The sequence below is a fragment of the Nitrosomonas sp. ANs5 genome, assembly GCF_050584665.1.
Classification (GTDB): Bacteria; Pseudomonadota; Gammaproteobacteria; order Burkholderiales; family Nitrosomonadaceae; genus Nitrosomonas.
On sequence record NZ_JBEUDO010000005.1, the window covers coordinates 1 to 24,723 of the forward strand.

The following is a 24,723-nucleotide window of genomic DNA, read 5'->3' on the forward strand; positions in this document are numbered from 1 at the left end:
AGGTTTCTGCTTTGCGGCAACCAAACCACACCTGACAGCCGCCAGCTTGAACCTTGACTTTGATGCAGACGCAGCCTCAAAAACGTTCGGTTCGCCCAGTGCATGCAAGAGAGAAAGCAACGTATCCATCGCCCCGCCTGCCATTAGATACAGGCAGGCAAGTGTTGAATAACGGTGACGATCCAAACTGTCTTGGTCGTGAGGAACGGCACCAACATCGTATGCCCCAAGATGAAAGACAGCACCGTAGATTGTTCCGTGAAGAGCCTCAGATGCGTCGGCGTAAATTGTGAGCAAACTGATGAAGAGCCCGGATGATCCCCCGAGCTTTGCTTCAACAACGGCGGCCCTATCTGGTAACGATACTGTTGTCCATCGTGTCTTTTCCCGCCCACGCTCGCTTGTAAATTTGGCGACAGCAGCAGCAATCTCGGGCGGTAGCTGAAACTCTCCATCCCTAAGCGCGATTCGGGCCTTAACTTGGCCAGCTGCCTCTACTGAGCGGTCCATTCTTCGACCGATTTTGTTCAATGTGTAGTCAAAGAAGTCCTCAAACTCGCCATCGGTGCATAGCTGCAAGAAACAAAAGTTTGTCAGGCGCTCAAGTAGTGCGCGGGAAATTACATAAGCCTGATTCAGGCGCGACGCATCGCCAAGCAGACGAATGGAAATCGCATCTTCAATAACCGCGACGAGTAAAGGATGCAGCCGGGCGACACGCGCAAGCGGGCTATCACGAAGAGTGGTTCCGAGCGCAATGAACGCTGCGATTTGCTCGTCGAGAAACGTGGCAAGTATTCCTGCGCCTTCTTTCGTATGAACTTCAGTGCTCACGGCTGCTTTCCAGAAATCTAACGCCGCGCTCTGGGGCAAACCGAAGCGCAGCGTAGGTTTGTCCCCAGCAGCGCTTTGTTAAGCCATATTTCAGAACAATGCTTTGATTCTCTTTGTTAACACCTCAATATCTAGGCGTCTATAGATAGCTTCTGACACCTCTCTAAGAAACTCTTTCTCACTGAGACCATCATCACCTAAGTGTCTTACCATCTTGCCCCACAGCTTTTTACCTTTCCTATCTATCCCCGAATCAACATACTCTGACACTATTTCATCTAATGATTTTTTCCTGAAAAATCTGTCGTTTAGCTCTCGAAAGAAATCAGCATCAACATCATCGATTAGATGTGCATGAAGATATTTTTCTAGGCTCGGTATCGGAAGAAAGGTCACATTTAAACGAGAGTAATTTTGATTTTTCTTCTTCTCAGAATTAAATTCTGCCTCTACATCACCGTCAAGAACAGAGATTACCTTAGTAGAGTGGCTCGCAAGATTGGCATCCAATATTTCCTGATGGAGTCTCACTGTATTTCTCCAGTCACCGCACGGCAGAATGTGGTAAAGCTTACCTTCGTACAACTTTTCCTTTTGAAATACCTTGTCTATAACATACTTCGCGAGATCATCTTCCGGGAGTATTAAAATATCATAGCCGTCTTGATTATATAAAAATCTGGTTGCGTAAGCTGGATAGCAGGGGTTTATAACCTCTATAGATTTATTTGGCAGGCTTTGGAGATAATAAATGTTGGCAGGTTTTATTGCCCTCAAAAGCTCCGTAGAATGTGATGAGAAATATACAGACAAGTTATATTCTTCTGAAAGCCTGTTTAGGAGAGTAATCAATCTGCTAATAGCCACAGGGTGAAGCGCCAGCTCAACCTCGTCAATGAGAATAAGGGATACATGCTTGCTTCCTTTCCTTTTTTGCTGGAATATTTTGTTGTTTAGAAAGTGCAACAGACTCAGCAGAAGATTCTCACCGCTACTTAGCCAGAACTGACTCAAAAGACCATCTTCGTATTCCATAAAATACGGCACTGAATCAAATCCTAACTCTTCTGCAGTCTTACGGTTTTTTATCTTCTTAATTGTTGGATAGAATTTCTTTCCATGCAGAATATGGCTGAAATTATCATTAATAAAAGAATCTGCATCAACCAAGTGATCAGACTTTACCTTTTCAGAAAGCTCCAACACCTTCTTGTCAGTAAATCTTGTTCCATGGATTACACTGCCCTCAATAAATCCATCCAGCTTTATTTTTGCCCATTTCCCATCTTCGTGTTGCCACTTTCCATCTTTTTTATTCCAGACGTCTCTTCTGCCATCATATTCGTAAGAAACGCTGCTTTCTTCTTTTGCGTTATTGAAAATCGTCCACAGCACCGCCGGGCGAAAAGGAACAGCGAGCAACGCCATAATGCTACTTTTACCGATTCCGTTAGATCCTGCTATAACGTGTAATCCTTGCTCTACAGGGATCTCTAATGAGAACTTTTTTATACTTTTTACGTTATTTATTTCTATTTTTAACATCGTTCCATGCTTCTATAGATTCATTGACCCGATACTGGCTCAAGGGCTTAACTACAATTATACGTCCGAAATGACGCAATATATTACGTCACAAATGAAATCTATCACGGCAATACTCATACTAACTCCTTAAATTTTATGGAAACAGGCCGATTTAGGTTTCATTGTAACAATCTATGTTAGATCCACGGATGGATATTATGAACAAACCCCGGCTTTTGGATCAGGTGCGAGATAAGCTTAGACTAAAACATTACAGTTATCGTACCGAGCAATCATATATTGCCTGGATAAAGCGTTTTATTTTCTTTCACGACAAGCGGCATCCAGAAACGATGGGGGAAAGGGAGATTGAATCGTTTCTGACTTTTCTTGCTGTTAAGCGTAATGTGGCGGCTTCCACGCAGAATCAGGCGTTGTGCGCGCTGCTGTTTTTGTACAAGGAAGTACTAGGCCATGAAATAGCGTGGCTGGAGTCAGTGCAACGCGCCAAGCGGCCAGCACGTTTGCCGGTGGTGCTCACAGTACAAGAAGTACTCAATCTGCTTGATCACCTGGAAGGCCGTTCCTGGCTTATGGCGAGCATTCTTTATGGTGCGGGCTTGCGTCTAATGGAATGTGTACGCTTGCGAGTCAAGGATGTGGAGTTTTCCCGTCAGGAAATAATTATCCGGGAAGGCAAAGGTGGCAAAGACAGGGTGACGATGTTGCCGTCTTCCCTGATCGCGCCACTGCAAACACATCTTGAAAAAGTGAAGATACTGCATGCCCGTGATTTGGCGGAAGGGTATGGTGATGTTTATCTGCCATTCGCATTGGCACAAAAATACCCGAATGCAGGCAGGGAATGGGGTTGGCAGTATGTGTTTCCGGCAAGCAAACGTTCGATTGATCCTCGTTCCGGTAATGAGCGGCGGCATCATATTGATGAACAGACTTTGCAGCGTGCAATCAAGCAAGCAGTGAAAGTGGCAGGGATTCATAAACCAGCCAGTTGTCATACTCTGCGCCATAGTTTTGCCACCCATTTGCTGCAGGCTGGATACGATATCCGTACCGTGCAGGAATTACTCGGCCACAAGGATGTTTCCACCACGATGATTTATACCCATGTATTGAACAAAGGCGGCAAGGCGGTAGTCAGTCCGCTGGATCAGTTGTGACGAGGGGCTGCCCTTGCATGGCAGGGCATGCTGCCATCATGCAAGCAAAATGATTTCGCGGACGTGGTTTGAATGACATAGTCATTCAAGGCATTTTGGCACAATCCGGCGATGCTTCGCTAGATAAAGCGGTGTCCAGGCATGGGGCAGTTTGTGGACGAAGTGGTAGCGGGCGACATGGTAGCTGGGATCGAAGCCATAAAAATTGAGCTGCATGCGCGCGAGTTCTTCGGCGCGGTATGCCGCCAGGGGCTTGCGGTTTTCATCCTGTTGGCGCTGGGCTTGTTTGCGTTGCAGCAGGCTTGCATAATCCGGACTGTTTGCCAGCGTTCGGGCGATCTGGGTGATTCGGTTGCGGAATGGCTGGTGTGCAAGGTCGAAGCAGTCATCGATCAGGCCGATCGTGCGCGCTTCATCGGCGCTGATTGGCAGGCGGTTGCCGGTCAGGGCGGCTGCCTGTTGCGGTGTGACTCGTTTGGGCAGCAGATAGGTCCAGTATTCCGATCCGTACAAATTACCCATGCTTTTGTAATGCGGGTTCAGGATCACGCTCTTGCGGGCATAGATATAGTCGGCTGCCAATGACAGGAACACTCCCCCGGCGCCCGAATTGCCCTGCAGGGCGGCGATGGTCAGCACATCGGTGCGGGTGATGATGGCTTGCACCAGGTCATTCATGGTGTTGATATTGCGCCAGGATTCATCCGCGGGGCTGGCGGCGGATTCGATCTGGTTCAGGTGGATGCCATTCGACCAGAAATCCGTGCCTCCCATCAGGACCAGCACCAGTATATCTTGCTGCGCTGCAGTCAGCAGGGCCTGCCGGAGACGTTCGCATTGCTCACTATCCATGGCGCCGTTATAGAACGAAAAGTGCAAGAAGCCGACTTGGTTGTGCTGTTCAAACCAGATGTCGCGAAAGCTCTGTGCGGCAGCTTCCCGGGAGGCGGGGGAGATTTCGGGCAGCCGAGTGGCTGATTCCCCCAGGGCCTGCGTGGCGGGTAGCTTGTAGGGGGGTGCCTGCTCGGATTTTGCCTTCAAGTGGCCAATCCATACAGCGCCATCGGTCGTTGCACGGCAGATCGCACCCTGGCTTCTGGTGATGAGCTCGCCGGGCCGGTTGCCTTGCAGATGGGGCGCTTGATGTGCATCGAACAGCAAGAATTGCTGCCCGCACAGGGTATCCAGCACGCCGGGAAAACCATCGGCCGCATGGATTTTTTTGATGACGGTCTGCGTGTCGTCCCGCAACCAGTCGATGGCACGATCGGTCTGCCGCATCAGGGCATGGGGGCGCCCTTGCACTTCCGGCCGGGAGTAGTCCAGCGGCATGGGGCGGAACTGCCCGCTCTGATAGCGCTCGATTGCGCTGCAGACGGCTCTGACTGCCGCCTGGGTGACTTCATGCCGGTAAAGACTGCTTTTGGTGGCAAATCGCATCGGAAAGGTTTCCGCCGCCCAGATATCCCCCGCATCCATTTCGCCAGTGGCCTGCAGAACGGTCACGCCCCATTCAGGCAGCCCGCGCATGATTGCCCAGTCCAGGGCGGATGGGCCGCGATCACCGACGATGCCCGGATGCACGATCAGGCAAACATGATGGCGCCAGATATGCGCCGGGATGGCGCGCTTCAGGAACGGTGCGAGAATCAGGTCTGGCCGGAACAGCTCGACTGCCTCGGTCGTGACTGCATCGTTAATGTCGAACTCTATCGAAATTTCATGACCGAGCCGCGTCAACTCGACATAGAGACGCTGGGCGAGGCTGTTGAAACTATGAGTCAGAAACAGAATTTTCACGCTTGACTGGTTATTCCCGGAATACTTCTTGCTAGCTGGTGAACGATTCTAACCCGGTTTGCAAGTTGGCGGGCCGGTGAAATGTGCAGCTTCAAGCGCAGTCAGGTGGGTGTAACCACGAATGGACACGAATAGACACGAATAATGAAAGCCACTGCGATTGTGTTTCACTTGTGATTGAACCGGTTATCACGTATTCACCCTACTGCATGACAAAAACCAATCCATGTGTGCATTGCCACCGAATCATTCGTGTCTATTCGTGTTCATTCGTGGTTTGGGTTGTAATCACCGGCTAATGCATACGAAGCGGGCGCTGGCTGTCGATTACGGTGCGCTTGCGCACCCTCTCCTACACCTCCGGTTATCGCCAGCAAGCCATCACACGATTAAAAGCCGGTGCACAAGTGCACCCTACGCGATAGGTGTTGCTGGATGTATGCAGAATGCATTTCATGGGCAATATTCATTGCACCACATTTAAACTGAAAATAGTTCAAAGGCATAGGGTTTTTGGAGTAAACTGCATACAAAATAAGCAAAATAATGAATGATATGACGAGGTGATTTACTCTGGCGTTACGCCGCTCTCTTGCTAAAGGGGATGCAAATGAGTAGTGAAACTGCGGTATGGATTCATTCATTTTCCTGTGACATTCAATCGGTAGAAGCGGAACTGGCCCCGTTCATGAGCCAGCATCACCTGCAACTCCAGCATCTTGCAAGCGACCAACCGCGGGGACCGGGGCTGTTGTGCTTCACCGCCTTGACTCCAGAATTGCATGGATGCCTGGAGCGCGTGAGCTGCAACGGTCAAGAGCCGGTGCTGGCGATCACATTGCTGGAGCAACCCATCAATGATGAGCAGTACTGGCATTTGCTCAAGTCTGGCGCGGCCGATGTGCTTTGCTGGCAGGGCGATGTTTCCGGATTGATGGACCGGGTCGTTGCCTTGTTATCGCGCTGGATCACAGTGGATCGTTTATTGAACAGCCCGCTCGTGCAGCACAACCTGATCGGAAAAAGCCTGGTATGGCGCAATTTTCTCAGGAATCTCGTCGAGGTAGCCTACTTCACGGATGCCTCGGTCTTGATCATGGGAGAAACGGGAACCGGAAAGGAACTGGTGGCCCGTCTGATGCACTCGCTCGATCCATGCGCCAAGGATCAGGAGCTGGTGATCCTCGATTGCAGTACGATCGTGCCCGAACTGGCCGGCAGCGAATTTTTCGGACATGATCGCGGGGCGTTCACCGGCGCATTGATGGCGCGCGAGGGGGCTTTCGCGCTTGCCAACGGCGGCACCCTGTTTCTGGACGAAATCGGCGAGTTGCCACTGCACCTGCAGGTGCAACTGCTGCGCGTGATTCAGGAGGGTACCTACAAGCGGGTCGGGAGCAATACGTGGAAGTCGACCCGCTTCCGCCTGGTATGCGCAACCAACCGCGATCTCTCCGAAGAGGTCGCGAAAGGGCGTTTCCGTGCTGACCTGTTTTACCGGATTGCCACCTGGTCCTTCCGGTTGCCCCCGTTGCGTGAGCGCAAGGAAGACATATTGCCGCTGGCACTGCATTTCCTGAAAAGCCACCGCCCCGAGGGCGCCCCTCCGCTCGATATCGACGAACCGCTTGGCCATTATCTGATGCAGCGCGATTACCCGGGCAATATTCGTGAATTGATGCAGTTGATGCATCGGCTGGGTGCGCGGCATGTCGGGCCAGGCCCGGTCACCCTGGGCGACATTCCGGAAGACGAACGCCGGGGCAGCTGGATACCGCCCGATGCATGGCAGGATATCCGCTTTGAACAATGTATCCGTGATGCGCTGATGCTTGGCTGCGGCGTCAAGGAAATCAGCCGCATCACCTCCGAAACAGCCATCCGCATCGCGCTCAGGGAGGCAGACGGCAACTTGCAGCGTGCCGCCAAAAGACTGGGCATCACCGATCGTGCCTTGCAGCTACGACAAGCCAGCCAGAGATCGAATCTGCATGCCGTCAAAACAAAAGCCACTGGGTGCTAGCAGCTGTTGGGAAAATTCTGTTCTGGATCGGCCTTTTTAACGCCATAGCCATTGCAGTGATGCATGGTCATTGAAAAGCCTCCGAATGACCCGCATGGGGGGCATTTCTGGCAGCCATCCAAGCGTAGGGTGCACTCGTGCACCGATTTTGTGATGTGAGGCGATTCGCATGCTACGCAAGCACACCCTGCAGCCTGTGCCAACCACCATTCCTGTCTTCGCGCGGTTTCTCGCAGCAAAATCATTCAGTCCAATGTCAGTTGTGCAGACTGCAAGGATGCATTCCATGCGCCATGCATGGGGTCCATCATGGATGATCTGCTTGCCGGGTTGGCCGATGGGGGGCGGGAGGATGGCTTGCTTGCCTGATCAATCGCAGAAAATTCCTGCCCAATATCAGCGCTTCCTGTGCCGGCGGTAATTGCAATGCCTGAATTTTGGCAAGCTCGACCGCAGGGTGTAGCCAGGGTCCATCGGAGCCGAACAGGATTTTTTTCGCACCCGCGCGCGCCACCGCTTGTTCGAGCAGGTCGAAACGGCGCACGCCGGCGGTATCGGCATAAATATTTGGATGCCGCACCAGATGATCGATCAGTGCCAGCTGCGCCCGCCAGTCGTCAGAGAAACTGCCCAGGTGCGGGATGATGAAGTTTACCTCCGGATATTCCTGGGCGAGCAGTTCGCAAACCGATACCTCACCGCTGACATCGTAGAGTACCGGTAACGAAAACCTTTTTGCCGCCTCGCAGACTTCGCGGTTGATGGGAGCGTCATGGCGATGCACCTTGATGCCGACAAAGCCGTATTGCTTCACCGCAGTCCTGATTATGTCCAAAATACGCCCCCGTCCATGCTGGGTGTGCACAAAGGCAAAGCCATAAAAGCGATCGGGGCGGCTGGCGACAATGCGCGCGACTTCACGATTGGCCGCGGCATAGTCTGAATGGAAAGCGGCGAAGAGCACCGTCCGATCAATGCCAGCGTCCGCGCTCCAGCGCAAAAACTTTTCCAGCGGTGCGCGGGTGTCCCAGGGGCCGGTGAATCCGTCGCCTTTACCGGCGTGGCAGTGGCAGTCGATGATCATCGGGATTTTTCAGTTTGTGCCATCAGCTAATGAATGACAGCAGCGGGATCCAGCCTGAGCGAGCCATGCCTCGGATAGAACAGGTAGCTGTGTACCCCTTGCTTGTACTCGGCCTGAATATGTACGTGAGGCCATCGAGTGGCACCCAGATAGCCGATGAGCGGCAGGGTTGCCAAATCGCTTGCTTTAAGGATGGCGCCATGCTTCATTCTGGGCCCGAAACCGATTCGATCTCCCTTGCCTGCGGCATTCCATTCGGCAAGCGAGATGAGGCGCTTTCCATCATAGGGCAGGCATCCCGGGGTAATCAGATGCAAATACTCGATATAGATCGTGAATACCGCAGCTTGGCCATGTGTTGTTGTGTAGGTATAGCGGCAAGCCAATCCCACCGAGCCGCCATAGCCCGGGTTGTTGAGGTCTTTGGTTTCCCTGAGATAAACTTGCGCTTCGCGTAGACTGGCCCGGCCATGTCCGGGTATTTTCAGCCCTTGCTGCCACGGTGGTTCCTTTTTTGAGGCAGCCTGTACCTTATTGAGTGTGGCGATATCGAGAGCCGTTTTGACTGTTGCATAGACTGGCAAGCCCCGGCGCGGATCATGAGCGCCTTGCCCCGTAGCATTTGAAGTTGAAACATCTATGCCCAGGTGATAGCCACTTGACCTTAGCTTGAGATAACCTGAAAAGATTTTTCCACCCGGTACGCCATACTGCAGAGCACTGCTCGATGGTGGTGTGACCGTGGGCGTAGCAGGCGTGGGTGGTTGAACAATGGGTCCATTGAGCGCCTGAAGCGTGCGCCCACCGGGGTCGACACGCCCATCTGGATACCTCATTCCGACCACGATGCGTTGAAATGCCCTGATGGCTGCTCTGGTTCTGGGGCCGCTTTTGCCATCTACCGTGAGTGGCGCAATGCCAGGCAGCTTTTCGGCAAGAATGAATTTATTCAGTAAATTCTGTACAGCAGTGACATCATAGGGCTTGTTGGCGCCACCATTTCCTACCGAATCAGAGAGGATGATCATGGATACTTCTGCATGCAATTGATCGTCTCCTGAGCGCCAGGCGGGTTGCCACAGTACTTCTTCGATCATGCTCATTTCATGATCGGACCCGTTACCGATCAAGCCTATCTCCCGCATACGCCGGTCGACTGCAGTACGGTGCCGTTGCGGCACAGCGCGCCATGCTGCCTCGAAACCTGAATCTTGTCCGGCGCGCAGGTAGTTGCGATAGGCAGCCGGAGACCGATGCCAGAGACGGATTCCCCGTGCGGCCGCGAGCTCGCTGCCGCCAGCCGTGCGAACTTGGCGAAACAGCTCGGCGTAGCGGGCGACGGGCCGATTGATTTCTTCTGCCGCAGATGCTTCCCAAGGAAATGATGTTGAAGAAGTGCCCGGTAGTGACCGCCAGGCGTCCCGGTTGAACTGGAAGACGCCCCATGCCGTGATCAATGCCTTGCCGGGAGGGCGTTCCGCAGGCGGGCGTGCATCGAAGGTATTGGCAGGCCGCGCATAGGTTGCGCCGCTTTCTGTTTGCGCAAGGTGGCTTACCACTGAGACGAACACTTCGCCGAGGCCATGTTGACGCGCCGCGGCCTGAACTGCTCCGAGTGCGGCGCCACGTGCACTAGGCCGGCGGGCGGTGACTGGCAGGCCGGGTGCAACGCTGTCATTTGCTGATGGTTGACCTGCGCCTGCCGCAATCAGCGCTGCTTCGGTTTGCTTGCCGACTATGCCATCTACAGACAGGCCATGCCGCTTCTGGAAGTCACGGATAGCACTGCGTGTCTGACTGCCTATGATGCCGTCTACAGCTAACCGGAGCCCCAGAATGGTGTTTAATGCCTGCTGGACCCAGCGAATGTAGCCTCGACTGCTGCGATTGATTTCGCTTTCCAGCATTTCGTTTTCAAGGTCGAATGAGTCGAAAGCTTCTGACTCTGAGGTGCCTTCGTTTTGATCGGCCGTGCCACTTCTGGAAGTCATCAACGCCTGTTTCGTCTCCGGCCCGGCGATGCCGTCAACTGCCAGTCCCTGTTGTTCCTGAAACCGGCGCAAGGCGCTGCGCGTTGCCGCATCCATGATGCCGTTAACCGGCAGGTTTAGCCCCTGAATTTGATTCAGCGAACTCTGTACCCAGCGTACATACTCGCTGCCATGTTGCGGGCAGTCCTGGGCGGGGCAGGTGCAGAGCGGTTCTCTGGGTAGGTAACGGGATGACCTGGGTCTGATTCCCGGCCGTCTGGGGGGGCGGGGTCTTCTCGGCAATGCGCCGCCTCGGCTCGGCCTGCGTGAGGGAGGAGCGGTCCGCCGCTGGCGGCCGGTGGGCTGCCTGGGTCTTGACGGACGTCCTCGTCCGCCTCGTCCACCTCTTCTGACTTCAGATTCTTCCCATTCTGGCTGCATAAATTCCGAATCGATATCCGGAAGTTCTTCCACCCAGTCGATTGCTTCATTCATGATTGTTCTCCATGATGATGGTCACTTGCCACGGGCATCGATACACTCGGGGCCACGTGCGCCGCCCGGCATGATCCGCCGCCGGTTTATGGTGCGCGCGCACCCTACGCCGATCGGATCGTTACCGGCGTCCCCAAGAGTGCGCTTGTGTACCGATTAACCGGCTCATAGGCATTTGTTTATTCGCTTTCATACCGAATAAGCCGGCGCCCGGAGCGATGGGGCAGCTTCGCATACCCTCTGACCTCGGACGAGATCGTTTCCGATGTGACGACACCCGCCCGCAAGCTGGGTTGGGAACGCTGCGCGGCCAGCCTTTTCTGCAAATGTAGGGAAGGCTGCAGAAAACGTTCGCTTGCCTGGCGGGTGTCGGTGATTTCGATTGACAAATCCACTCCGGTTGTCGCCATATAGGCATGGATGTAGCGCTGAATTTCCGGCCGCCAGTAGCGCGCCCAGTTGCGGGCATGTTCCTGGTCGTTGATGTCTATCCAATCGCCATAGCGGATGGAGAGTAGAATTTGCTCGCCATATCTGGCCAGTTCGTGAAAATGGGTGATGGATGTGTCACCCCAGCCCTGCAGGCGCCGCATGTCATCGACAGCCCCCATCCAGGGTTCCTGGTAAGGCACCATGTGGCGGCCGCGCAGGAATTCCTTCATTTCCGGCCGGGCGAGCAGCCATTGCATGATCAGCATTTCCCGTCTGGCAGTCCAGGGCAGATCGCCAAACTGGTTGTGTGCGCCCTCGGCCAGGATGAGGTGAACCTCGCGCAGCGCGTTGAGCAGTGCAAACGCATCGGCGTGGATAGTGGTATCGTCGTCCTCGCGGTAGAACATGGCTGCCCGGTAGAGCAGGTTATGAAAAGCCTCGATGAATTTGGAGCGGCTGTCAGCCGGCCGGAAGTCACCAATCGCTTTGCCGATCAAGGTGAAGCCATAGTGATGATCGTACTCGTAGGCGCGCCGCCGCACGCTCAGGCGATTGAATTCATCCTGCACGAAACCCCATAGCAAATTGTTTAGGGGCCGCAGCGGATCCAGTTCGAGATTGATGAGCGGATCCCGTGAATGGCTGAGCCGGTTCTGAAAGCGCAGGGTGATGGCATTCAGCGTCTGCACCAGCATGCCTTCCTCGTGCCAGTAGGACCAGATCAACTCCAGCAGGCTCGGACAGGTGAGGCGGGCCTGTAGTATGGCCTCGAAATAGGGTAGTTTCTCTTCCATGCGGCTGGTATTGAGGCTGACAATTTGCCGGACGATACGCCGCAGATAAGGGAGAGTCGGAGCCTGGCCATTGTTGCTGAGATAGGCCAACAGTTTCTCTTCGATGCCAGCCACATCAATGTCCTGTTCTCCTAAGCGGCGTTGTTCGACCGATATTTCTTCTTCAATCGAGTCTCTCCTTTTCATGACATAGCCTTTGTCATTGTCCTCTTTCTTTGCCAGGCCGCACTCAAAAATGAGAAAAGCCTCGGTCGCTGTTTTGAGCAGGTTATAGGCATCCACGCCATAGATGCTGGGATGCATTTCGAGGCCTTGCCGCCTGGCTTTGATGAAAGGTAAATCATACTTTCCTCGTTGATCATCTTTGATTCTTCCTTTGCCATCTCGATAACTGGCGCAGGGATCGGTCTGATCTTCTTCGGGCTGCTCCGGACGGCAAAGTATGCAATTGATGAAATCCTGATAGCGATTGAAGCCAACCGCTTTCGCGTGATGGCGGATCGCTACCCATAAGGCCTGATCGTCGGTGGCCGGGGCGGATGTGCGCTGCATTGCAACATCGACCCGGACAGCCTCCTTCATTTCGACATTGAAAGTTCTGTTTCCATTTTCAGTAGGGTCGCCCGTTTCGTTATGGTTGCTCATGATCGTATCCTCTAGGTTAAAGCTAGTGACGGAATGGGTATGGATTCTCTCGCGTGATTGGAGCTAGCCTGATCTGCCGGTGACAGCAGAGAATGACGCAGCGCCCAATGTGTCAGCAGCTGGTTGAGCAGGTGACTTTCGGTTTCAGGTTCGAGCAGGCCGCCTGCCTTGGCCTGCCCGAGCATGGCGAATGCCAGGCAGGGAGACAGGCTGCTCAGTTGCCTGGTCTGGTCGCACAGCTGCTGGTACTGGGCGAGGAGGTGGGCCGGTTGCCGGTCTTCCCTATCCATGACCGCCAGCAACGTGGCGCCATTCAACGACTGGAATTTTTCTCCAAACAGTACATCGAGAAAATTTTCCAGTTCCCCTTCGAGCCTCCGCAACAGTTGGCGCTTTTCATCCGGGACTGCATCAAGTGGATAAAAAGATTCCCACAGTTTGGCCAGAGCTGCCCATTGTGGATGGGGATAGCAGCGCTGTCCCATCGCACAGCTGAGCTTGACGCGCAGCCACGGGATGGGATGCGGATCGTCCAACCCCACGCGCAGCACGAAGGGCGCGGGCAGGCTCATGACGCCAATCAGCCCGAGCGTGGAGGTGACACCCAGGCGGGCGATCGACCAGAAATCAGCGAGTATTTCCGAGATCCAGCGTTCCCAGAAAATCCAGCTATTGAATGCACGGCTGGGCCGGGACTGATGCTGTTGCAGCTTCAGCCGCAGCGGTTGGATCAGATCGAGCAGCGCCGCTGCCTGATGCCCCACTTCGTGCACCAGGGAGGAGGCGATGCCGCTTCCGATCATCCGTTCCCGGGGGATGCGGATGATGGCGACCGGGTTTTCGCTGCCGCCTGGCAGGCGCGTCCTGGCACGGCGTATCGCCGCGCCAATGCCGTGATCCAGATAGCAGATGACGGGGGGCGCCTGATAATAGCCCGGCAATGCCAGTGCATCGGCTGCGATGCTGTCAAGACCGGCCAGCCAGACGCCGATGTCATGGCTGCTGCGCTGGGTCAGCGCATCGGCAAAAATATCGAATTGCGAGAGAACCGCGTTGAATTTAAGACGCAATAGTGAGAATCGACGCTGCGCTTCGACTGGCGAAGCGTTCCGGAGCTTGCCATCCAGTGCAGAGAGGAAATCCTGGATGTCGCCACGCAGCGCATGCCGCTCTCTGGCGAGATAGCGCTCGATGGCTCTCTGCGCCGATAGCGAGACGGCCGCAGCGGGCACCATGGGTTGATGCAAGGCAAAGGGCTTGATCAGGTTGACCCGGGTAAACAAGGCCCGGCCTTCCTGCTTGAGCAGCCAAATGGCGGCAGCGTCCATTTCACCCTCTATACGTCCATTAACACGATTTTGCGCCCGCGACGCACCCAGCGGCCGCTGCGTCCACTGCCAGTGGGCGTGACTTCCTGGCTCGACGCCATGCTGGGCCGCAGGAGTCCGGGTGCGTGTTTGCGGGCGGCGGCGACCAGTGCGCTGCGGGCAGCGGCTTGTGGGCTGGCGGTCGGCACGGCAGCCGCTGCTTTCCTGGCCGCATCGCCAGCCAGCTGCACGAAGCGCCGGGCTACCTCGAATTCCTGGTCTTCCGGGCTCAATCCTTCCAATTCCATCTCAAACAGATTGGAGGCTGCCGAACCGAGCGCGCCGCCAACTTTGGTGCCTAATCCCGGTGCAATTGCCGTGCCGATGGCCGCGCCAACGCCGGGCAAGGCTTTTTTGGCCACACCTCTCAGTGCGCCACCCAGCGCCCGCGCAACCGGGCTTCTGACCGCCCTGCGGACACCGCGTCCAACTCGCCGGATGACTCTTCCAAGAAATTGGTCCAATTCATCTTCATCGACGACTTCCAGTAATTCGGCCGCCAATTCCATTTCATCCGCTTCGGTGAAAACATACTCACTATCGTCATATTCGAATTCATATTCCATCTCGGTATCGTAAGGATCCATTTCGGTATCAAACTCAGCCAGGTTGCGATCGATGTTATGCATGACAGGCTCCTTTATTCGCTAGGTTGAAAAACGATGGGTTTGAGTTTCCTCATCCATAGAGATGCAGGATCTGTGCCAGGCTTCTGGGGCGTGCCTTGTTTTGTTCATGAATCTTGCTCGGTGGCCTGGCAGAAGCCAATCTATGTCCGGCTTATCGGTGCGCAAGCGCACCCTACGCGGGGGACTGGTAACGATGCGATTGATGTCGGGTGCGGGTGCGCTTGCGCACCACAAGACTGATGATGGATCGCTCTTGGTTGCAAGAGCCGTTCCAGGTTATTTGGCGAGACTATCCTCGCGTTGGACGAAGCTGTTTTCGGCTGAAGGGGGAATAAGGAGGAGCTGGGCGAAACGCGTTTCGATCAATCTTACCGAGCCGCTGGCGCGACACGTAACTGGCGCAGATTCATTCAACAAATACGCGGCAACTGCTCGCCGCTGAGCCAATCGACAATCCTGCGTCCACCAAAAGCCGTTTCCATTTGGACAAAGCATTGCGGGTCTTCGATGACTTCACCGATGATGGCGGCTGCCTGTCCCAGGGGATGGGCGCGCATCGTTTCCAGCAGGTGGTCGGCATCCTCGGGCGGGCAAATGGCGACCAGCTTGCCTTCGTTGGCGATATAGAGTGGATCGAAACCCAGGAATTCGCAGGCGGCGCGGACCGGTTCACGAATGGGGAGCTGGTGTTCGTCGATGGTGATGCCGACTGCCGATTGCAATGCGATTTCGTTCAGGACCGTGGCCAGGCCGCCGCGCGTGGGGTCGCGCAATACTTTGATGGCGGGTGTGGCGGCTATCATGTGCGAGACCAGATCATGCAGGGCGGCGGTATCGGATTCGATTTCAGTGTGAAAACCGAGATTCTCGCGCAGTGACAGAATCGTGATGCCATGGTCGCCAAGCGTGCCGGAGACCAGCACGCGATCACCGGGCCGGGCGCGATCGGCGGCAATCTCGATCCCGTCCGGTACGGTTCCGACGCCGGTGGTAGTGATAAAAATGCCATCCCCCTTTCCCCGTTCGACGACTTTGGTATCGCCGGTGACGATCTTTATGCCAGCCGCTTGCGCGGCTGCGGCCATCGATGCAACGATGCGTTTGAGATCCGCCAGCGGAAAACCTTCTTCCAGTATGAATCCCGCCGACAGATAAAGCGGTTTTGCTCCGGCCATGGCGATATCGTTGAGCGTGCCGTGCACCGCCAGGCAACCGATATCCCCTCCGGGGAAAAACAGCGGCGAGATGACGTAGCCATCGGTCGACATGACCATCCGCCCTGCGGGCGGGGAGAAAAGGGCCTGGTCATTGAGCGCGCTGAGCATGTCATTGTCGAATGCGGAGACGAACAAGGTCTCGATCAATTGCGCCATGGCGCGCCCGCCGCCGCCATGGCTCATTTCTACCCGTCCGCGCTTGAAATCGATGGGGCGGACATAACTGGAACGGATTGCCTGTTTGTTGAAGGTCATTGCTGTGTCGTTGTGGGTGGTCTGGATTCAGTGAAGCGGCCATAACGATAATAGGCGGCACAGGCGCCTTCCGACGAGACCATGCAGGAGCCGATCGGGTTATCGGGTGTACAGGCAGTGCCGAAAATCTTGCACTCGCGCGGATGCTTGACGCCGCGCAGGATCGCCCCACATTCGCAGGCCTTGTTATCGGGTATGACCAGGGGCGCAATTTTAAAGCGTTTTTCCGCATCGAAATCGGCAAAAGTGGCTTTGATCTGCAGCGCGCTGTAAGGCACCCAGCCGAGGCCGCGCCATTCGAAGGTGCGCCGCAATTCAAACACCTGCGCAACCAGCTGTTGCGCCTTGCGATTGCCATGGCGGCTGACTGCGCGCGTGAATTCGTTTTCGACTTCCGCCCGTCTGGTATTGATTTGCTGAATCAGCATCAATATTGCCTGCATGACATCCAGCGGTTCGAAACCAGCGATCACGACCGGTTTCTGAAATTCTTCGGAAAAATATTCATACGGCTGGCTGCCAATGACGGTCGATACATGCGCCGGCCCGATGAATCCATCCAGCCTGACCTGGCCGAGCTCGCGGATTTCAGGCGATTGCAGAATATGGGAAATGGCCGAGGGGGTCAGCACATGGTTGCAGAAGACACTGAAATTGGCCAGCCCCAGCGCCTGCGCCTGCAAGATGGCCACTGCGGTCGGGGGGGTGGTGGTTTCGAAGCCGATCGCGAGGAATATCACTTCTTTGTGTGGATTCTCGCCGGCTATCCGGATGGCATCCAGGCTGGAATAGACCATACGTATGTCAGCGCCGCCTGCCTTGGTTTTGAGCAAATTCGTGCCATGGCTGGCCGGCACACGCAGCATGTCGCCATAGGTACAGAGAATCACATCTGGTGTTTGCGCGAGCTGGATTGCGTTTTCAATCCGGCCGATCGGCAGGACACAGACCGGACAGCCCGGCCCATGGATCATATGGACGTTGTCCGGCAACAGATCGGTCACGCCATAACGGGAAATCGCATGCGTATGCCCGCCGCAAAACTCCATGAAATGATATGGCCGCCGGGGATCGGCCGCCCGGGCAATGTTGGCAGCGATTTTTTTAGCCACTGTGCCATCGCGGAATTCATCAACATATTTCATGGTGAGGACTCTCCGGAGCTATCCTGACCGGACAATTCCGCAAACAGCGCGAGCGTGCGGGCTGCCTCGGCCGGATCAATTTTTTCCAGGGCATAGCCGACATGCACGATCACATAATCACCCGGTTCAACATTTTCCACCAATGCCAGGGATATTTCGCGCCTGATACCGCTTAAATTGACGATCGCATCATCACCGTCGATCTGTTCAACGCGGGCAGGAATGGCTAGACACATAAAGATTGGATCTGAAGTTCGACGAATGGGAACATATAATTCCTGACAGCTGCCTGGGAACGTGTACTACGAGTGATCATACAGCAGTATCGCACCTGTTAACATGCCTTGCTTAGCTTCAAATCGGGGACAACAACACTGCTGCTGCCGTGGCCACTCAGTCATTAACCACGAATGGACACGAATTATTTTGCGGTTACGCTCACTTGGTTGCATTTTGTCATGCGGCAGGGCGAATGCGTGAGGGTCGGTTTGGATGCGGGTGAATTACAGCTACAGTGATTTTCAGTATTCGTGTGTATTCGTGTCCATTCGTGGTTGTCCCGGCGGCATTTTCTAGAACAGCACTTCCGTGGAAAAGTAGGTGTAGTGGGTATTGCGGTCGCCGGGTGCGTCCGGAGCGTTGCGGGGATATTTGCCGAAGTTGAAAAACATGTAACCGGCTTGCAGGATCACGTTTTGATGAACATGCCAGTTCATACGCAGTTCGTAGGTATGACCGAGAAAGCTGCCGGAACGGCCAGCTGGGTCGCTCAAGCCGGTGTTGATCCAGGGTGCTTTGGGATCGGCCAGCCAGGTAACCCGATGCTGGAACGAAGCCATGAACTGGTCGACCGGGTGGACAAGCAGGCGGTAGGCGGCAGTCAGCAGATTGCTGCGCTGGAAGGGGCCGATGATACCGGTTGGCTCGAATTCGAACATGCGCCGCCCGTAGAGCAAATCGACATCCGGGCTGGCATAGTCGAATTTGAGCTGAAACTGGGGATTCCACTCGGCGTCAAAGCTGTAATCGATTTCGGCATGATGGACATGGGCGAAGCGTCTGGCGCTCGCGCGACCATGAAACTGGTATTGCGACTCGATCTCGAAACCGAACTGTCGCGTCTGGCTCGGTTTGAATAGGCGATAGCCAAACATATGGAAGTCGCGGTCACCGGCGCGGCTTGAGTGGCCGATATAGTCGAGCTCGGCACGCAGCCATGGCAGCGGGTCGGCGGATGGAAGCAGCAGATAGGTGCCCCACAGGAAGTTGTCATTGTTGCCGAGTGCCGGGTCGAGGGCGCGCATTTTTCTATCGACCGGCCTGACAGCGAAGGTATTGGATTCAAAACCATCCGCGTTGCCTGCTTTCCAGTATACGCCATCGTAGGCATTGGTCGCGTTGCGGAAGTTGTTGCGCGCAATCCAGCGGCCTCTTCCCAGGTCCATGTTGACCCGGCCGAGCTGGATTTCGGTCGGTAAATCAAAGTTTAAGATACGCTTGAAGTGAAAGTCGATATGTAATTGCTGGATATCGAATTGGTTGACATGACCGGTGTTTACGTTCGAGTCGGCTTCGTTCAGGTGCACCCGTGAATCCTGTAATTCGATCGTGAAACGCAGTGGGTCGAGCCGTTCCTGAATGGCAAGCAGCAAACGGGTGCGATGGGACAGTTGTTGATCGATCGAGCGCAGTCCTTGCCGGAATTGCCCGTTCATGTATTCATAGCGGGTGCGATGCGAACCGGCCAGCAGCAGCCAATCCGGCAGGCGGATTTGATCGGGGAACCCGTTGGCATAAACGGTCAGCTCGCTCGTGGCCTCGCCAAACTCATCCGTGACCCGGGTGTCTTCGTGCAAGGCCAGTTGCGTGGGGGTTGGGTGGGTAAATTCTGCTGCGGTCTGGCGTGGGTCAATCACGGCATTTCGCCATGACGATACTGAAAAACGCCCGTCGCTCTTCTTGCCATCCGGATAGGGTGGGTCCGCGTACAGGGTCTGGGAAGAGATGCCAAACAGAATCAAGGCGAGGAGTTTTCTGCCTGACGCGGGTTTAAAAGAATCATCGAGCATTGAATATGGGGCGTGCTGACTGGTTTCCGATTGGCTATGCTACTTCGGCACGCTTGCCTGTGTAAACCGGAAATAGCCAGTTTGTTTCCGAGCCATATCATGTATGCGGCAGAAACAGAGGCAGCCTTGCCCGCCTCTGTGCATAGCGAGAGTAGGATGCGCCCGCGCACCGTTAAACACTTTGACCGCCATCAGCCAATCAACTTGCATCACAAAAACCGGTGCACGAGTGCACCCTACCCCTGTGGCAAAAAATGTTTGCTTTTATCCAGACGGCATGCGAGTCGTTGAATAATCAGTCCAGTCCTGAGTTTCGGAACGGGTGCTCAGATGCCTGCGTAGTCATAAAAAACTTCGAGCCGTCCCAGGTCGACGATGCCTTCACCCCAGGGCCCGCCGGTTGCAAAAACATGACCGTCTTTGGCGCCGATGCAGAACTCGTTGCCGTAACAACGCGCGTAATAGCCAAATACTTCGAAAGATTTGACAGAAAATGGAAACAGGCTGGCGTAGTAACCTTCGGCCCAGTCGAACAGGCGATCGACCCGCGTTTTGTTCAGTGTTTCCTCCTGCTCGCCAGCAAAGTGTACCGTCAGCTTGATGATGTTGTCGTAACCGGTTGGGCTTGCCGCGTTGGTGCAGGCCGGCATGCTGCCCATGCCGTAGAAATGACACATCGAGCCATCCAGATTGATCCAGATGTTGTTTTCATCGAACTGGGACGCGCGCTTTTCGAAACCAAATGGCGCAAACTGGTCATCGATCGAGATGCCGACAATCGGTGCCAGTTGACCATGCGTGTTTTGGATGCGAAAACCGGTTGGCATCATATACATGTAGTCGACCTGATCGCCCAAATCGCGGATATAGATCGGTGTGAACTCGAACGTAACCGTATTGCCATCGAAATGAATATTCCAGGCGTCGGCAAAACCGCCGCCAGCGGTGCGAAAGTCCGTCACATCGGGCGATATGGTATTGCTGGCAGTGACAACGCGGCTATCGGTGACGCCAAGTTCGGCCGCACCGGCAGGGCCGCTGGGATCCCAGGTTGGCGAGGTGACCGTGAATGTCTTGCCATTGAAATCCGCGTAAGCTAGCGCAGGGCACAACAACGCGGCTGCGATGACCAGACGGGCCGCATAGGGATGAGAGGGTTTCATGGTGATTTCCTTCTGATTGCATCTGTTGAAATAAACCCGGTCGTCCCGCTTGGCTGTGATGCAATATGACTGGCCAGCTGGCAATCCGGGCGGATGAAAGGGTAAGTCCGCACTGTTGTCAGACGTTTCATAGAAAATCCAGGTTGATGCTTACCCGCCCCCAGAAGGCGCGCCCCGGCTCGATCAATTTGCCCAATGCCGGGCCGCCCAGTGGACTCGATGCGATACGATTCAAGTGTTCGGAATAGTCCTTGTTGAATAGATTGTCGATGCCGAAACTGAGATCGACCGCTCTGACTGGCTTGTAGCCCAATTGCAGGGACGAAACCATGAAACCAGAGGTGGGTGTGGAATCCACCGCCAGGGTGTTGCCGTACAATGGGTCGATGCGGGATTGCCTGGATACCAGGCGTTGCCTGAACGAAGCGATGAATGTGCCGTCGTTGTAATGCAGCCCGAGGGTGCCTTCAAGTGGGGGCGTTTGTGCCAGCGGCACGTTTCGGGTCAGGTTCTGCGCATACACATAGGAAGCGTTGCCCGACAGGCTGAGTGCATGGGTGATGAAGTATTCCATGGAGAATTCTCCGCCCGCACGTTCCACGTTGACATTGTTGGCCTGGTCGCCGCGAAAGATCAGAATGAAATCGTCGATACGGCTATAAAAGGCCGAGGCATGCGCAGCCAGCTTGTCGCCGTAATAGCTGACCTTGGCGCCCAATTCATTGTTTCGCTCCGGCTTCAGGTTGAAGCCATCCATACTGTAAACTTCCCAGAAGTCATGCGCGCGTTCCGCATGACCGAAACCTATCGCAAGCTCGACCGGCACGCTGTCAAATACATACTCGCCGCGCAGGAAAGCGCTGTACATATCCTGTGAACGCTTTTGATTGGAACCGGACAACACCACACGCGACGTTTGGCCTCCGGCACGCATTTCGCCAGTTGTTGTTTTCAATCTATCGCCGCGAAGTCCGGTGATCCAGCGCAATTGGCCGGTCATTTGATACGCCAGTTCGGCATAACCGGCAAAATTCTCAAAATCCAGCACGCGATCCTTCGGTATCGTTCGCATGTCCGGTATCGGCTGAAACCGGGTCACGCCGCCAGCGGCATGTGCGCCGTAAGTATCGGTGCGCCATTCAAAACCTGTGATCAATTCTATGGCGTCATGCGGCGTAAAAATCCATTCACCTTTGGCAAAATTCTGCCGCCAATCCTGCCCCATGATGATCCAGGTGTCCTTGAGTGAGCGCAGCGTAAAGTCGTCCATGTAATGATCGACCGTGGTGTGGCTGTATTGCAGCGCCAGGCCTTTTAGCCACGGGGTGATATTTTGACGATTGATGCGCACGCCATAACTGTCCCGGTCGAGAACCGTGGCGTCCATGTGCATGGTCGCATTGCCGATTTCACCATCACTGCGTTGCAGCGACAGTTCAATCTTGGTGTCTCTGTCCGGTGTAAAGCCGAGTGCGTAACGGTCGTTCCCGGTTTTGTATCTGGTGTATTTGACGGTATTGCCATTGCCGTCCACATAATCGTCGCCACGCGAACGGTTGAGGGAGTAGTTGAAATAACCGTGTTCATAACCGAGCGAGCCGTCGGCATTGATGTCCTGGCGATTGAAGCTGCCATGTAAATAGCTACCGTAGGCCCGAACGCCGAGTGTGTCGAAACGGATGTCTTCGCGGTCGAAGCGCACCGCGCCGGAAATGGAATTGCCGCTGCGAACGGATTGCGGCCCTTGCAGTAAATTGACCGCTTTCAGGGTGCCCGGCCTGATGTACGATGTCGCAGGATCCATCCTGTGATTGCATGCGCCGCCAAAGGGTACGCCATCGATCAGTGTATTCAGCCGGCTTTGTCCCAGTCCCCGAAAGACCGGGTCGCTGGCGGTGCCCCCCTGCCGTATCAACGTTATACCCGGTATTTGTTTGAGAAAATCGGCGCCATCGGTTGGGTTACTCAGGTTGCTCTTGATAGAAATGGTTGACTGGAAAGGTCTGTCGATGACATCCGCAATAACGTGAATCATTTCCAGATCCGTCACTGAACCGGCAGCAGGGTAATGCACTTCGACATCGGAACCCTGTTCGTTCTCAACCTCTGCCTCATCGAGAGAGGCTGCCAGGACAGGATTCAGTGTGAACGTCAAGCACAAACCAAACGGAACGGCAAACTGCCGTAAAGGATTTTTTCTCATGGGATCAATAAATTATCGTGCGAACTGAGAAATGCCTGCGGCCAGGGAGGCTGCCAGGGTTCCTGGCAATGACTGCTCTGGCTGGATTGCATGCACTTTCAGTTCACAGAAACTGCTTATGAGCAAACAGGGTTCGGGTAAGTGGCTGTCATGCTTGATTCGTGCGCATTCGGCCGGGTGCAAACGGTTTGACTGGTTGGGCTCCGGGCTATGCCCGCCCGCCTGATTTCAGCAGGCGGGCGCTTGATATGACGTTCAAGGCACACGAATGGGTGTTGCCTGAGTGGTGAATTTGGCGCGGTAACCCTGACGGCCATCGTAGCATTCGGTATTTGTCGGCTGGCAATGTTTCGCGTTGACGCCGGCTATCGCGATTGAATACTCGCCTGGTTTCAGCAGGACCTTGTAACTGATGTGCTGCTCACCGGCGATGTCTTCGGTATATTTCAGGAAATTGATGGCGGCTGAGAAATTGCCTTTTGGGTTGTACATATGACCCACTTCGGTGATCGGATCGATCCCTTCGTAGATCGACGAGGCCGGATAGAGCCAGCCGCGTGCCAACAGGTCGTTGATGGTATTCGTTTCACTGTTGAAGGTGGTGTAATGCAGGCCGGGTTGTGCGCTGATTTCAACCGTGAGCATAGCGGGTTCGGTCAATGTCAAGGCAACCCAGTCAGTGAAGTGCGTCCAACCTTTCAAGGGTTCGGCCTGAGCGGGTTCATCCGCGCTTTTTGCGCCGACATGGCGCGCAAATTCGACGGTGTCATGCGAAGACATCGTGATTTTCCATGGATAGCGAATGACCGGCCCACTGCCTGGTACATAGTTGATTTCAGCGCTGCCGTGCGACTGCACACTGCCGGCTGTCAGAATCAGCGCCAGGGTGCCCAAAAGATGTGCGAGTTTTTTCGATTTGATCATGGATCCAGTCTCTTTATTTGTTTTGCAGCAGTCATTTCAATCGTTGTCCAACAGCTGCGATTGCAAGTGCCGCACAATGAAAAAAGTTTATTGATTGCTGACGGGCACGGGCTCGGCAGTTATGGTGGCTTTGTAGCCATGGCGGCCGTCGAAGCATGGCATTTGCGGTTCGCAATACAAGGCGTTGACGCCACCAATATTGAGCGAATACAGTCCGGCGGGGACGATCAGCTGAATTTTTGCGCGCCGTTTGACATCGCCATGCTGACCTTTCTGGTCATATCCGGCCGTGATCCAGTTGAGCTGTGTCGCCCAAAAATTACCCAGCGGATTGAAGCTGTGGCTTTCCGTAGAGGTGTTGTCGTAGCCGCTGTAAAAAGCAATACCCGGAAAATGGCCCCGGCCTGCGGTGTGTTGCGTGACCTGACCTTCCGGGTTGACTGTCGTATATTGAACGCCGCGTTGATTGTTGACTTCGATGGTGAGCAGCGAATCCTCGTTCAGGCTTAGCGCGACCCAGTCGGAGGTATGATTCCAGCCGATTTCAGGGGAAGAAAATGCGGGTTCGTACGAGCTTTTGGCGCCGACATGCCGGACAAATTCGGCAGTCATCGCTTTGCTGTTGGCATGGGACATTTTTACGGTCCATTCGTAGCCGATGCCTTCGCCTGGATGCGGATCAGAAAAGTCAATCGATACGCTCTGGGAGAATGCCGATGATGAAAGTACGAGCGCACCCGTACCGATCATGGCTGTGATTTTATTCATCATTCGTAATCATCCTTTTTAAGGTTGTGGGTAGGAAGTTGCTGGGTAGTCAGTGCACACCGGCGATTAAGTTGCGATTGTGTTGGCTCCTGCTTTGATCTGCGCTAGGAGGCTGTCTAAATAATTTTCGGTTGCATTGTATTGAAAAAAAATTATTTGACAATGTGACATTTTGTCGCACCCCCTCGGGTGCTGTGT

Annotated in this window: 18 protein-coding genes; 2 read left to right on the plus strand and 16 right to left on the minus strand. The window is 54.7% G+C overall.

Annotated elements, in window-relative coordinates; translation table 11 throughout:
- Both ABTW62_RS02140 and ABTW62_RS02145 read right to left on the minus strand, forming a co-directional pair.
- The coding region (locus ABTW62_RS02140) for a DUF5677 domain-containing protein (RefSeq protein ID WP_430902930.1) at positions 1 to 834 on the minus strand (834 nt) is incomplete at its 3' end.
- A 90-nt stretch (positions 835 to 924) separates the two neighbouring features.
- Positions 925 to 2,379 (minus strand): AAA family ATPase, encoded by a 1,455-nt coding sequence (locus tag ABTW62_RS02145; RefSeq protein WP_430902931.1) that lies wholly within the window; start codon positions 2,377 to 2,379, stop codon positions 925 to 927.
- Positions 2,380 to 2,579: 200 nt separating this feature from the next.
- Here ABTW62_RS02145 and ABTW62_RS02150 point away from each other — a divergent pair, with 200 nt between their 5' ends.
- Positions 2,580 to 3,542: an integron integrase gene (locus ABTW62_RS02150; RefSeq protein WP_143032351.1), complete on the plus strand. Its 963-nt coding sequence runs from the start codon at positions 2,580 to 2,582 to the stop codon at positions 3,540 to 3,542.
- Between the two features lie 81 nt (positions 3,543 to 3,623).
- On the opposite strand, the gene ABTW62_RS02155 is transcribed toward ABTW62_RS02150, so the two are convergent.
- Positions 3,624 to 5,342 (minus strand): hydrogenase maturation protein, encoded by a 1,719-nt coding sequence (locus ABTW62_RS02155; RefSeq protein ID WP_430902932.1) that lies wholly within the window; start codon positions 5,340 to 5,342, stop codon positions 3,624 to 3,626.
- A 610-nt stretch (positions 5,343 to 5,952) separates the two neighbouring features.
- Here ABTW62_RS02155 and ABTW62_RS02160 point away from each other — a divergent pair.
- Complete coding sequence (locus ABTW62_RS02160) at positions 5,953 to 7,365, plus strand: sigma 54-interacting transcriptional regulator (RefSeq protein WP_430902933.1); 1,413 nt, start codon at positions 5,953 to 5,955, stop codon at positions 7,363 to 7,365.
- Positions 7,366 to 7,672: 307 nt separating this feature from the next.
- On the opposite strand, the gene ABTW62_RS02165 is transcribed toward ABTW62_RS02160, so the two are convergent.
- The 13 genes from ABTW62_RS02165 to ABTW62_RS02225 form a co-directional block, all read right to left on the minus strand.
- Positions 7,673 to 8,449: an amidohydrolase family protein gene (locus ABTW62_RS02165; protein ID WP_430902934.1), complete on the minus strand. Its 777-nt coding sequence runs from the start codon at positions 8,447 to 8,449 to the stop codon at positions 7,673 to 7,675.
- Between the two features lie 26 nt (positions 8,450 to 8,475).
- On the minus strand, positions 8,476 to 10,914 hold the full coding sequence (locus tag ABTW62_RS02170) for a peptidoglycan-binding domain-containing protein (RefSeq protein WP_430902935.1): 2,439 nt from the start codon (positions 10,912 to 10,914) through the stop codon (positions 8,476 to 8,478).
- 179 nt (positions 10,915 to 11,093) lie between these two features.
- Positions 11,094 to 12,785: a hypothetical protein gene (locus ABTW62_RS02175; protein WP_430902936.1), complete on the minus strand. Its 1,692-nt coding sequence runs from the start codon at positions 12,783 to 12,785 to the stop codon at positions 11,094 to 11,096.
- An 11-nt stretch (positions 12,786 to 12,796) separates the two neighbouring features.
- Positions 12,797 to 14,113, minus strand: a complete 1,317-nt coding sequence (locus ABTW62_RS02180) for a hypothetical protein (protein WP_430902937.1) — start codon at positions 14,111 to 14,113, stop codon at positions 12,797 to 12,799.
- A gap of 8 nt (positions 14,114 to 14,121) precedes the next feature.
- Complete coding sequence (locus ABTW62_RS02185) at positions 14,122 to 14,781, minus strand: hypothetical protein (protein WP_430902938.1); 660 nt, start codon at positions 14,779 to 14,781, stop codon at positions 14,122 to 14,124.
- Positions 14,782 to 15,191: 410 nt separating this feature from the next.
- Complete coding sequence (hypE, locus tag ABTW62_RS02190; RefSeq protein ID WP_430902939.1) at positions 15,192 to 16,253, minus strand: hydrogenase expression/formation protein HypE; 1,062 nt, start codon at positions 16,251 to 16,253, stop codon at positions 15,192 to 15,194.
- Complete coding sequence (hypD, locus tag ABTW62_RS02195) at positions 16,250 to 17,398, minus strand: hydrogenase formation protein HypD (RefSeq protein ID WP_430902940.1); 1,149 nt, start codon at positions 17,396 to 17,398, stop codon at positions 16,250 to 16,252. The genes hypE and hypD overlap by 4 nt, the downstream gene beginning before the upstream one ends.
- Positions 17,395 to 17,634, minus strand: a complete 240-nt coding sequence (locus ABTW62_RS02200) for a HypC/HybG/HupF family hydrogenase formation chaperone (RefSeq protein ID WP_430902941.1) — start codon at positions 17,632 to 17,634, stop codon at positions 17,395 to 17,397. The genes hypD and ABTW62_RS02200 overlap by 4 nt, the downstream gene beginning before the upstream one ends.
- Positions 17,635 to 17,970: 336 nt before the next feature.
- Positions 17,971 to 19,467: an alginate export family protein gene (locus ABTW62_RS02205; RefSeq protein WP_430902942.1), complete on the minus strand. Its 1,497-nt coding sequence runs from the start codon at positions 19,465 to 19,467 to the stop codon at positions 17,971 to 17,973.
- 326 nt (positions 19,468 to 19,793) lie between these two features.
- The gene (locus tag ABTW62_RS02210) at positions 19,794 to 20,630 is read right to left on the minus strand and encodes a hypothetical protein (protein WP_430902943.1); all 837 of its coding nucleotides are present in this window, start codon (positions 20,628 to 20,630) and stop codon (positions 19,794 to 19,796) included.
- A 127-nt stretch (positions 20,631 to 20,757) separates the two neighbouring features.
- Positions 20,758 to 22,833, minus strand: a complete 2,076-nt coding sequence (locus tag ABTW62_RS02215; protein ID WP_430902944.1) for a TonB-dependent receptor domain-containing protein — start codon at positions 22,831 to 22,833, stop codon at positions 20,758 to 20,760.
- A 255-nt stretch (positions 22,834 to 23,088) separates the two neighbouring features.
- The gene (locus tag ABTW62_RS02220; RefSeq protein ID WP_430902945.1) at positions 23,089 to 23,757 is read right to left on the minus strand and encodes a hypothetical protein; all 669 of its coding nucleotides are present in this window, start codon (positions 23,755 to 23,757) and stop codon (positions 23,089 to 23,091) included.
- Positions 23,758 to 23,844: 87 nt separating this feature from the next.
- Complete coding sequence (locus tag ABTW62_RS02225; RefSeq protein ID WP_430902946.1) at positions 23,845 to 24,528, minus strand: hypothetical protein; 684 nt, start codon at positions 24,526 to 24,528, stop codon at positions 23,845 to 23,847.
- Positions 24,529 to 24,723 lie beyond the last annotated feature (195 nt).